Source organism: Brevibacillus fortis (assembly GCF_003013395.1).
Taxonomy (GTDB): domain Bacteria; phylum Bacillota; class Bacilli; order Brevibacillales; family Brevibacillaceae; genus Brevibacillus; species Brevibacillus fortis.
This window is the reverse complement of sequence record NZ_PXZM01000065.1, coordinates 37,649-48,284: the sequence shown is the minus strand read 5'-3', so window position 1 is coordinate 48,284 and position 10,636 is coordinate 37,649. Positions and strand designations below refer to the sequence as shown.

7 protein-coding genes are annotated in these 10,636 nt (G+C 49.4%); 6 read left to right on the top strand and 1 reads right to left on the bottom strand.

Going from position 1 to position 10,636, the window contains the following annotated elements; translation table 11 throughout:
* Positions 1-12: 12 nt before the first annotated feature.
* A complete protein-coding gene (locus C7R93_RS29335) occupies positions 13-1,062 on the bottom strand; it encodes a DUF418 domain-containing protein (protein WP_106842099.1) in 1,050 nt (349 codons plus the stop codon).
* 195 nt (positions 1,063-1,257) lie between these two features.
* Here C7R93_RS29335 and C7R93_RS29330 point away from each other — a divergent pair, with 195 nt between their 5' ends.
* The 6 genes from C7R93_RS29330 (at position 1,258) to pruA (ending at position 10,630) form a co-directional block, all read left to right on the top strand.
* A complete protein-coding gene (locus C7R93_RS29330) occupies positions 1,258-2,058 on the top strand; it encodes a VanW family protein (protein WP_106842098.1) in 801 nt (266 codons plus the stop codon).
* A gap of 101 nt (positions 2,059-2,159) precedes the next feature.
* The gene (gene pcrA / locus C7R93_RS29325) at positions 2,160-4,508 is read left to right on the top strand and encodes a DNA helicase PcrA (protein ID WP_106842097.1); all 2,349 of its coding nucleotides are present in this window, start codon (positions 2,160-2,162) and stop codon (positions 4,506-4,508) included.
* Between the two features lie 228 nt (positions 4,509-4,736).
* Positions 4,737-6,752, top strand: coding sequence for an NAD-dependent DNA ligase LigA (gene ligA / locus C7R93_RS29320; protein ID WP_106842096.1), 2,016 nt, complete (start codon positions 4,737-4,739; stop codon positions 6,750-6,752).
* 20 nt (positions 6,753-6,772) lie between these two features.
* Positions 6,773-7,699, top strand: coding sequence for a WD40/YVTN/BNR-like repeat-containing protein (locus C7R93_RS29315; RefSeq protein ID WP_106842095.1), 927 nt, complete (start codon positions 6,773-6,775; stop codon positions 7,697-7,699).
* A 41-nt stretch (positions 7,700-7,740) separates the two neighbouring features.
* The gene (locus C7R93_RS29310; RefSeq protein WP_106842094.1) at positions 7,741-8,808 is read left to right on the top strand and encodes a CamS family sex pheromone protein; all 1,068 of its coding nucleotides are present in this window, start codon (positions 7,741-7,743) and stop codon (positions 8,806-8,808) included.
* Positions 8,809-9,082: 274 nt separating this feature from the next.
* On the top strand, positions 9,083-10,630 hold the full coding sequence (gene pruA, locus C7R93_RS29305) for an L-glutamate gamma-semialdehyde dehydrogenase (protein ID WP_106842093.1): 1,548 nt from the start codon (positions 9,083-9,085) through the stop codon (positions 10,628-10,630).
* The last annotated feature ends 6 nt before the right edge of the window (positions 10,631-10,636 follow it).

Here is a 10,636-nt window from a genome sequence, read left to right as displayed (position 1 = left end):
GTCTTCGATTGTTTATTTTTGGATCGGTGTGATTTTCATATACGTAAATAATCTCCATACCCACTCAAGTGGCCCCATGCGGAAGACAGCCAGCCAGAGTGCGCTAAATACCATTTGCACCACGTAGATACCAAGGCAGATCAGTGTCGTTTGCAGGTAGCCGAGATTGCCAAACCAATCGAACAAATAGCTTCCACCAACGATCAACACAGTTTGACCGACGTAGTTTGTCAAAGCCATGCGACCGTAGCTGGTCAGCGGAGAGAGAATGGTCTGGGCGGTTTTGTTTTGCAGTACCCGGATTAAAGTCGCCGTGTAAAAGGCAGCCATGACAAGACCTGTGGAGGTCAAGGAAATCGTGTAGTTCATTAGCTGCTGAAGTGTTTCTTCCGATATCGTTTCATCCACAACTAGGTTCGCACCAGCCATAGACGGATCGGCTGGAGTCAGCTGGTATTGTACATACAACCCGAGTAACGAAAGTACGAGGGTTACTCCCTGCACTTTTTTGATCACAGGCAAAAACCTTGGAATATCTTGAAATACTCCGTACTGTCCGACAGCAAGTCCTAAAATAAACAACGGAAGCACCAAAAGCGGCTTGAAGCCGGTAGCGCAAACAGCGATAGATAGTAGTAGGCCGATGATCAGATTGGTTCGCGCCTTCAATCGATAAAAAGGCAATAAGATGAATCCGAAGATGGCGTAGATGAAGAGTGCTTCGCCAGGATGAAACATTTTATGCACAAAGCCAAGAGCGAGTAGCGCAATCAGACGGCGAATGAACAAAACGGTGCTGTTGGCGCCTTTTTCTTTTGCCCGACTGATGAAAATATAGAAGCCCACGCCAAACAAGAAGGAAAAGATCTCGAAGAAGCGAGATTCCACAAAGAAATTGAAAAACTGGAACAGCCAGTGGTCCACACTTCCTATTTCGGGTGTTTGTGCATACAGCAATGCCACGATGTTGACGAGGAGAATGCCCATTAAGGCGAAGCCCCGTACGGTATCTAATGTATCAATTCGTTGGTTCATGGTAGGTGCGTTTTCTTTCAATCCCATCACTTCCTTCTCTCGTTGTTAGTCGTCCGATCGCGCACTTTTCCTATCCTAGCTCATACGGGGATTGAGGAGAAATGGCATTTGCTTACGTCTCGCTTACAAAAGTGTAAGAAGTGTGGGACTCCCCAGTCCCCGACCGCAACTTCCTACCAAACTCCTGCGTCTATTGTAATAATCAGGAAGTCGGGGTGGGCAATGAAACCGATCGCACGGGGAAAGTGGCGTCTGGCAGCAGGCATGGCTTATTTTCGTTGGAAAAGGTATGTACAATGGACATTTGGTCAAACGAGGTTCGCTCATGAGAAAAGAAGCGAATTGTTGCGTTATGTCCATTATTCTCATCAAACGATTTTGTTACGCCCATTGCAGAACGTGGAAATGTGGATGCAGCACAACAAAGTGATCAACTTGCGTCTGGCGATTGCGCGACTAGGCGGATTGATCATTCATCCCGGAGAAACCTTTTCGTACTGGAAGCAGATTGGCAAGCCGACCCGTAGCAAAGGCTATGTAGAGGGCATGCTGCTCTCACAGGGACGCGTCACAGCCGGAGTTGGCGGAGGACTTTGTCAGCTCTCGAATCTGCTGTACTGGATGACCCTGCATACGACATTGACAGTGACGGAACGGCATCGACATAGCTACGATGTTTTTCCCGATTCGAATCGGACACAGCCGTTCGGAAGTGGAGCGACTTGTTTCTATAACTATCTGGATCTGCAAATCGCCAACCAGACGCATCAGCCCTTTCAACTGCATGTCTACCTGACCGATACACATTTGGTAGGGGAATGGCGTTCAGACATACCACCGACACGGACGTATGTCATTATCGAGAAAGAACATGAGATCCGCCCATCAATTTGGGGAGGGTATGAACGGAAGAATGAATTGTACCGTGATGTTTACTCGCTGGAAGGAGAATGGGTGGAGCAAGAATGGCTGACGCAGAATCGGGCGTATTTGATGTACGAGCCTTTGCTGCCGAAAGGATGATCTTTCCTGTTCGTGATACGAACTGGAACTCCACTGCGATCTGTGCGAAAATAGGAACATATGCTTTCGTCTAGGGAACGTGGAAAGGTGGATTTATACATATGTCTTTTGCAGATCGTTTCACAGCAGGCCTGAACCCGGAGCAGCGGGAAGCAGTGCTTACAACAGAAGGCCCCGTCTTGATTCTGGCCGGTGCGGGTAGCGGCAAGACCAAAGTCCTGACACAGCGTATCGCTTACCTGATCAGTGCCAAACAGGTAGCGCCTTGGAGCATTTTGGCGATCACCTTCACCAACAAAGCAGCACGGGAGATGCAAAACCGTGTGGCTGCCATTATTGGTGGAGCAGCAGCGCAGGATGCATGGCTGTCGACATTTCACTCCTTGTGTGTGCGGATTTTGCGCAGGGATATCGACCGACTCGGTATCAATCGCAGCTTTTCCATTTTGGATGCGGGTGACCAGTTGTCTGTCGTCAAACAATGTTTAAAAGAATTGAACATCGATCCGAAGCAGTATGAGCCGCGTTCGATTTTGGCTGCGATCAGCGGAGCGAAAAACGAGCTGACCGATCCAGAAACCTATACGCGTCTTGCAGGCGATCCATTTGCACAAGTGGCAGCCAAGGTTTACACGGCTTATCAGAAAAAGCTGAGAAATAACCAGTCGCTGGACTTCGACGATCTGATCATGACGACGGTTCGTCTGTTTAAAGAAGTGCCGGAAGTATTGGAGTTTTATCAAAAGAAATTCCGTTACATACACGTTGACGAGTATCAGGATACCAACCGGGCGCAATACCTTTTGATTTCCATGCTGGCAGACAAGTTTCGAAATGTATGCTGCGTAGGGGATGCTGACCAAAGTATTTATAAATGGCGCGGGGCAGATATCTCGATCATCTTAAACTTTGAAAAAGACTATCCGGAAGCCAAGCTCATTAAGCTCGAGCAAAATTATCGCTCCACCAAAACGATTTTGCAGGCGGCGAACCAGGTCATTGCCAACAACAAGCTGCGCAAGGAGAAGAAGCTCTGGACGGAGAATCCGGGCGGCGACAAGATCATGTGCTTCCAGGGAGATTCCGAGCATGACGAGTCGTATTTTATTGTCGATACGATTCGCAAGCAGATGGCACAGTACAAGCGCTACGACAAATTTGCGGTCCTGTATCGGACGAATGCACAGTCCCGCGTGGTGGAGGAAGTTTTCATCAAGTCGAACATTCCGTACACCATCGTCGGCGGAACCAAGTTCTACGATCGCAAAGAGATTAAAGATATCTTGGCTTATTTGCGTCTCATCTCCAATCCGGATGACGATATCAGCTTGCAGCGTATTATCAACGTACCGAAGCGTAATATCGGGGATACGACAGTCGATAAACTACAAGCGTATGCGAACGCAAATGGTCAGTCCCTTTTCCAAGCGATTCAGGAGACGGCTTATATGGGGCTGCCTTCACGCACGACAAATGCGATCCTGTCCTTTAATGATCTCATCTCGAATTTGATGCAAATGACCGATTACTTGAGTGTGACTGAGCTGGTAGAAGAGGTGCTGAAGCGCTCTGGATACCGCGATTCTTTAAAAGAAGAAAAAACACTAGAAGCTCAGGCACGCCTGGAGAATATCGAGGAGTTCCTGTCTGTAACCCAGGAGTTCGAGCGCAAAAATGAAGACAAGAGCTTGCTTGCCTTCCTGACCGACCTCGCGCTGGTGGCAGACATTGATTCCTTAGGGGATGACGGTGCCCAGGAGGAAGTATCGGCAGAGGGGCAGGTCGTATTAATGACCTTGCACAGCGCCAAAGGGCTGGAGTTCCCTGTCGTGTTCCTGGTTGGTTGCGAGGAAGGTGTCTTCCCGCATAGCCGCTCTTTGTTTGACGATACCGAGATGGAGGAAGAGCGCCGTCTGGCTTACGTGGGAATTACACGGGCGGAGGAACGTCTGTACATGACATGTGCCCGTATGCGGACGTTGTTTGGACGGACCAATGTGAATGCGCCGTCTCGCTTCCTGCAAGAAATTCCGGCTGAGCTGTTGGAAGGAAATCCAGCGACAGCAGACCGAGGCTTCGGCGGCGGTGGACGCAGCAGTGCGTTCGGACAGCGTGATGGCAGTGCATTCGGACGTGATACGGGAGCAAGACCGTTTGGAGCGTCCTCCTCACAAGCAGGCTCTGCTTCGAAATTTGGCATGGGTCAGCGAACTGCAAGCAGCACACCTGCTACGTTTACCCGTCCGGCGGGTGAAAAACTGCCTGGACACGGTCAAGGAGCAGGCGTTGATTGGAAGGTTGGCGATAGAGTGGCGCATGGCAAATGGGGCAACGGTACGGTCGTCAAAGTAAAAGGAACGGGCGACGACATGGAGCTCGACATTGCTTTCCCAAGTCCGACTGGCATTAAAAAGCTATTAGCGAAGTTCGCCCCTATTCAAAAAGGATAGTGTGCATATGCAAATACAGCCAATCGCAAAAAAGGTAGTTCAAAAAGTCGTCTTTTGATCACGAAGCAGTCCGGGAAGCTTATTCGCATCGATAATGGCGTTCACCTTCGAAGTCCGGTGCTCATGTAGGTACCTACACTCCGCTCCTCCTTCGTGCGGTTCTCGCCATTATCTCGGTGCTGAAAAGCCAACTTTTTGAACAGGTATGAGTATGAAAGGATGAACGAGATGGATCGATTGACGGCGGAAACAAAAATAAAAGAATTAGCGAAACTAATTGAGCGGCATAACCGTCTTTACCATGAAGAGGATCGACCTGAGATTTCTGACCAGGAATACGATCAATTGATGCGGGAGCTAAAAGAGCTTGAAACCAGCTTCCCTGATTTGCAGTCACCTGATTCTCCTTCCTTGCGCGTAGGGGGAGAACCGCTGCCTTTCTTTGAAAAGGTCGTTCATAAGACACCGATGCTCAGTCTTGGCAACGCCTTTAATGAAGAGGATATCAGGGATTTTGACCGCCGAGTGCGTCAGGCCGTTGGCAGTCAGGCTGTCCGATATGTAGCTGAACTGAAAATTGATGGTCTGGCCGTGTCCCTTCATTATGAAAATGGGCTGTTCGTCCGTGGAGCTACACGTGGAGACGGAACAACAGGCGAAGACATCACACAAAACCTGAAAACGATTCGTTCCATTCCTTTGCGCCTGACGAAGCCGGTAACCCTTGAGGTTCGCGGTGAGGCATACATGTCCAAAGGAGCTTTTGAAAAGCTGAACAAAGAGCGCGAGGAGCGTGGAGAAGCGTTATTTGCCAATCCGCGTAATTCCGCAGCAGGCTCGCTCCGTCAACTCGATCCGAAGATTGCCGCATCCCGTCAGCTGGATACGTTTATTTACGGCATTGGCGATTTGCAGGGAGAGACAGTGGAATCGCACAGTGAAGGGCTTGATTTGCTGGAGACGCTCGGCTTCATGGTGAATAAGGAGCGACGTGTATTTGACGACATCGATGAACTGCTCGCTTTTATTACAAGCTGGACAGAGAAACGTCCTCATTTGCCTTATGAAATCGACGGCATGGTGATCAAGGTCGACAGCTACGCTCAGCAGGAGGAGCTCGGATTTACTGCGAAAAGTCCGCGTTGGGCTATCGCATACAAGTTCCCTGCTGAAGAAGCGGTTACGATTCTCGAAGGTATTGAAGTATCTGTGGGTCGTACAGGGAATGTCACCCCGACTGCTTTATTGAAGCCAGTCAGTCTGGCAGGTACGACCGTGAAGCGTGCTTCCTTGCACAACGAAGATATTATTCGGGAAAAAGGTCTCCTTATCGGCGATCATGTTGTCGTCAAAAAAGCAGGGGACATTATCCCGGAGATTATCGCCGTCTTGCCTGAGCGTCGCACTGGAAATGAAGTACCGTTTGCCATGCCAACGCATTGCCCGGAATGTGGGAGTGAGCTGGTACGCTTGGAAGAAGAAGTAGCTCTGCGCTGCATCAATCCAATGTGTCCGGCACTGATCCGTGAAGGCATGATTCATTTCGTGTCCCGAACAGCCATGAACATTGACGGCTTGGGGGAAAAAGTGGTCGCACAGCTATATCGCGACGGTATTATCCACAGTGTCGCTGACCTTTATTTCTTGCACCAGCAGCGCGATGTTCTACTGGGCATGGAGCGCATGGGTGAAAAGTCTGTAGATAATTTGCTCGCGGCTATTGAGGCGAGCAAGGAGAACTCGCTGGAGCGCGTATTGTTTGGTCTTGGCATTCGCTTGGTCGGAGCCAAGGCGGCACGTGTTCTCGCAGAGCATTTTGGCAATATCGATGCCATTATGCAGGCATCTGAAGAAGAGATTACGCAAATCGATGAGATCGGGCCGAAAATGGCTGCGAGTCTCGTGAACTACTTCGCACAGCCGCAGGCTCAGGCTGTTATTGAGAGACTGAGAGCGGCCGGAGTGAACATGGAGTACAAAGGAATCCGCATTGAAAGTGGCACAGACCTCCCATTCTCAGGCAAAACAATCGTTCTGACCGGCACACTGACGCAAATGTCGCGGCAGGAGGCAGAGGAAGCGATTGCGCGCTTGGGTGGCAAGGTAACAGGCAGCGTCAGCAAGAAGACAGACCTGGTGATTGCAGGCGAGAAGGCCGGCTCCAAGCTGGAGAAGGCAGAAAAACTAGGCGTGGCTGTTATGGACGAAGCAGGCTTCCTGCAAGTATTGGAGAGCAACGCCTAAGAAAACGGTGGCGACAACGGATGAGTAAGGGAAGGGACGTGAAGAGCATGAATAGCTTCCTGAAATGGGGAATCGGTACAATAGCCATGCTGCAAATGGTTGGCTGTGGAAGTAGCAGCAGTACTGGCAGTGAACAAATCAATACGAATCCTCCAACAGTTACAGCTGCTGCTCTACAAGGGAACTTGACCTATCAGGACGTATTGGAGCAGGGAGCAACCATTCACAATCTGATGATGACCGATGATGCTCGTCAAATATGGGTTGGTACCAATTCAGGGCTGTATAGCTCGGCTGGTGGTGGATCGTGGGGATCTCTCTCGACAGATTTAGAGCAGTATACAATCGAAGGCTGGTTTGTGGACCCGGATGATCCGAAGCAAATATTTGTCGGTGGGATTGATGGGGTTCTTCATTCAACAGATGGCGGTAAAAAGTGGACTTCTGTCAACAATGGGTTGCCAGAGCCTGCGAATATCAGCAGCTTTGTGGGGAGTCGCCAAGGTAACGAAGTGCGTCTGTTTGCCTTTGTCTCGGGTGAAGGCATTTATCAATCGACGGACGAGGCCCAATCATGGAGCTTGTGGCAGCCAATGGATCAGGAAGTATTTGCCATGGACTTTGATCCAGAACAAGACCGTCTCTATGTAGCGGCCCAATTCAGCTTGCTCTATAATGAAGAGGGGCAGTGGAAGACAGAGGCGATTCCCGGAGCACAGCAGATCTATTCGCTCGCCATAAACAGACGAACTGGCACTCTCGCTGTCGCAACCGAACAAGGTATCTATGAAAAAATCAAGGGCGAATGGCGTTTGCTTGATGCTCGCTCACCAGAAAAGCTGATTGTCATTGCTTCAGGTGGCGAGAACACAAAATGGGTGGGAATTGGCGAATCGGCATTGATCTACAAGCTCGAAGACAAGCGATGGATCAAGTGGAACGAATGATTTGTACATCGCCCACTTTTGGATACGAAAAGGAGTAATCTATGAAAGTGAAGTTTTTGACAGGATGCAGGTTCTTGACAGCTTTACTTCTTGTGATGGCATTGACTGGCTGCTCGTTGATACCTGGAGGCAAGGACAAAGCTCCTGAGCCTACTACACCGTCCTTGTCGGAGGTAGTAGAAGTATCTGAGGATTACTACGGCAGCATTACCCCGTACCAGCCGAACCAGACACGAGGAATGCTTGCTGATACGAGATATCGCATCGATTTCAGTCACCTTGAATTAGGCCTGATGGAGTTTGCCCGGGAGACGTTCCCGACGTCCGATTATTATTTCCAAGAAGGTCAAGTGGTGAAAAAGGAGCAAGTAACCCAGTGGATCGCACAGGAAAAGACGGGCGGAGCAAACGGGAAAAAGAAGAGTGGGATTCTGGTACACGTGTTGGAGCACGATTACCTGAGTAAAAAGGATAAGAGCTTGGCTGGCATGGTGTTGGGCTTATCACTCTCGCCCAACTACCAGGATGCAACCGGTCAAGACAAGGTGTACACGACGCAGGAATTGCAGGCAAAAGGTCAGCAGGTCGCAGCTCGTATTGTGCAGTCTGTACGTGCCAACAGCCCGCAGGTTCCGATATTGATTTTGATGTATCAAGTACCAGAAGCGAATTCTTCCCTGGTGCCTGGGAACTTTATCATGTCAGGAACAGTAGGGGCGAATGAAGCGACTGTATCTAAGTGGTTGCAGATTGAAGAGCAATTTTTACTATTCCCGAGCCCAGAGGCCGAGAAGAAGTACCCAGAGGTGTCCTTGCAGTACGATAAGCTCATGCGCCAGTCCAAGGGTTATTTCGGTGAGTACATCGGGATGACTGGTCTGGGGCGCTTCATGGATGGCAGGCTAACGGAAATGACAATCACAGCTACGGCAGAGTATGACTCCAGAACAGAGGTATTGCAGTTTACTCAATTTGCAGCAGGAAGTATTAATCAGCTCTTCGACAAAAACGTTCACGTAAACCTGTACGTACAGTCGATGAACAAACCATTGTCGCTCTATATTCGACCGACAAGTGGTGAGCCGTATATGCATATTTACCGACAATAAGGAAAAGCAACAAGCACCCGAATGATTGCCTGAGAAGGTGAGTAATTCAGGTGCTTTTTTGTACACAAAAGATAGCGAGTTGAACAAAAGTGTAAAGTTATGAGCGGTGTGTGTACAAAAGTGTTCGAAATACTTCTTGAATCTTGGCGGTGATTTTTCGGCAAAAATGCAAACACTAATAGAGTCGAGCCTTTAATTGTTTTATTGGTATGATCCTTGCATATGTTTTATGAGTGATCCGAACATGGAAGATATCGATAAGGAGGCGTCACAGATGCAAGTGGAATTCAAAAACGAGGCGTTCACCAATTTTAGTCTGCCAGAAAATAAAAAGGCATTTGAAGAAGCGCTCGCTAAGGTAGAAAGTGAGCTTGGCCGTGAGTATGCGCTTATCATCGGCGGCGAACGCATCACAACTGAAAAGAAATCCAGCTCCTTCAACCCTTCTAATAAAGAACAAGTAGTGGGCGTTGTTTCCCAGGCTGACCAAGCACTGGCTGAAAAAGCGATCCAAACAGCTGCTAGCACTTTCGAAACATGGAAAAAAGTGCCTGCACAATCACGTTCCCGCTATCTGTATAAAGCAGCAGCAATCCTGCGTCGCCGCAAGCATGAGTTCTCTGCTTGGCTCGTAAAAGAAGCAGGAAAAAGCTGGGCAGAAGCTGATGCTGACACAGCAGAAGCAATCGACTTCATGGAATACTATGGCCGTCAAATGGATAAGCTGTCCCAGCGCCATGACTTGCCACGTATCCCGGATGAGGACAACGAACTGTACTACGTTCCACTTGGCGTAGGTATCGTAATCCCGCCTTGGAACTTCCCTCTGGCGATCATGGCTGGTATGACGACAGCAGCTCTCGTAGCAGGTAACACGGTCGTATTGAAGCCTGCTTCTACGACTCCAGTTATCGCTGCGAAATTCATGGAAATCCTCGAAGACGCTGGCGTACCAGCTGGTGTTGTGAATTTCGTACCAGGTTCCGGTAGCGAAATCGGCGATTACCTCGTAGAGCACAACCTGACACGTTTCATCAGCTTTACAGGCTCCCGTGACGTAGGTCTGCGTATCAACGAGCTGGCTGCGAAACACCGTCCAGGTCAAAAATGGATGAAGCGTTTGGTAGCTGAGATGGGCGGTAAAGACTCCATCGTGGTTGACAACGATAGCGATATCGAATTGGCTGCACAGTCCATCGTGGCTTCTGCATTCGGCTTCTCCGGTCAAAAATGTTCCGCTTGCTCCCGTGCCATCGTTCACCAAGACGTGTACGATCAAGTATTGGGCCGCGTAGTAGAACTGACAAAACAACTGACTGTAGGCGACATCAGAACCAACGATTTCTACACAGGTCCTGTAGTTGACGAGAAAGCATACAACAAAATCCTCGAATACATCGAGATCGGTAAATCAGAAGGCAAACTGGTTGCAGGTGGCGAAAAAGGCCCAGAATCTGGCTACTTCATCATGCCAACTGTGTTTGCAGATGTAGATCCACAAGCTCGCATCATGCAAGAAGAAATCTTCGGCCCAGTGGTAGCTTTCACGAAAGCGAACGATTTCGATCATGCATTGGAAATCGCGAACAACACTGAGTACGGTTTGACTGGCGCTGTCATCAGCCGCAACCGTGAAAACCTGGAGCGCGCTCGCGAAGAGTTCCATGCAGGTAACCTGTACTTCAACCGCAAGTGCACAGGCGCTTTGGTAGGTGTACATCCATTCGGAGGCTTCAACATGTCCGGTACAGACTCCAAAGCGGGTGGACCAGACTACCTCCTGCTCTTCACACAAGCAAAAATGGTTTCCGAAAAACTGTAAGCTTCA